Source organism: Sphingobacterium endophyticum (assembly GCF_009733535.1).
GTDB classification, from domain to species: Bacteria; Bacteroidota; Bacteroidia; order Sphingobacteriales; family Sphingobacteriaceae; genus Sphingobacterium; species Sphingobacterium endophyticum.
In genome coordinates this window covers 1-1,194 of sequence record NZ_SMMI01000045.1, presented here as the reverse complement: position 1 = coordinate 1,194, position 1,194 = coordinate 1, and the positions used below count along the sequence as shown (strand labels likewise).

Sequence of the window (1,194 nt, the reverse complement as noted above, 5' to 3'; positions counted from 1 at the left end):
CATTGACATGTTATTGAAAGAAAAGATCAAAAAAGAGAGAGGACAACAGACTATCCGCATTGGAAAGCTTCGGGCTATTAGTACCACTCGGCTTTGGTCTCTCAACCTTTACACCTGTGGCCTATCGACGTCGTCATCTCCGACGGCCCTTATGAGGAAGTCTCATCTCGTGGCTAGTTTCGCACTTAGATGCTTTCAGCGCTTATCTATCCCGGACGTAGCTACCCTGCCGTACACCTGGCGGCATAACAGGTTCACCAGCGGTCCGTCCAACCCGGTCCTCTCGTACTAAGGTCAGATCCACTCAAACTTCCAGCGCCCACAACAGATAGGGACCGAACTGTCTCGCGACGTTCTGAACCCAGCTCGCGTGCCACTTTAATGGGCGAACAGCCCAACCCTTGGGACCTTCTCCAGCCCCAGGATGTGACGAGCCGACATCGAGGTGCCAAACCTCCCCGTCGATATGAGCTCTTGGGGGAGATCAGCCTGTTATCCCCAGAGTACCTTTTATCCTTTGAGCGATGGCCCTTCCATACAGAACCACCGGATCACTATGTCCGTCTTTCGACCCTGGTCGACTTGTTGGTCTCACAGTCAAGCAAGCTTATGCCATTGCACTCCTCGTACGGTTACCAAGCGTACTGAGCTTACCTTTGAAAGCCTCCGTTACCTTTTTGGAGGCGACCACCCCAGTCAAACTACCCACCAAACAATGTCTCCCGCTTAGCGGGATTAGAAACCGAATACAGAAAGGGCGGTATTTCAAGGTTGTATCCACGATTCCTGGCGAAACCGCTTCGACTACTCCCGCCTATCCTACACATCCTGTACCCAATTTCAATGTTAAGCTATAGTGAAGGTTCATGGGGTCTTTCCGTCCCGTTGCGGGTAACCGGCGTCTTCACCGATACCACAATTTCACCGAGCTCATGGCTGAGACAGCGCCCAGATCGTTACACCATTCGTGCAGGTCGGAACTTACCCGACAAGGAATTTCGCTACCTTAGGACCGTTATAGTTACGGCCGCCGTTTACTGGGGCTTCGATTCAATGCTTCTCCTTGCGGATGACATCCCCTCTTAACCTTCCAGCACCGGGCAGGTGTCAGGCCTTATACCTCATCTTTCGATTTCGCAAAGCCATATGTTTTTGCTAAACAGTCGCCTGGGCCTTTTCACTGCGGCTTCTCCA

1 rRNA gene is annotated in these 1,194 nt (G+C 52.1%); it reads right to left on the bottom strand.

Annotated elements, in window-relative coordinates:
• Positions 1 to 58: 58 nt before the first annotated feature.
• Positions 59 to 1,194 (bottom strand): 23S ribosomal RNA (locus E0Y80_RS20705); the annotation flags it as partial.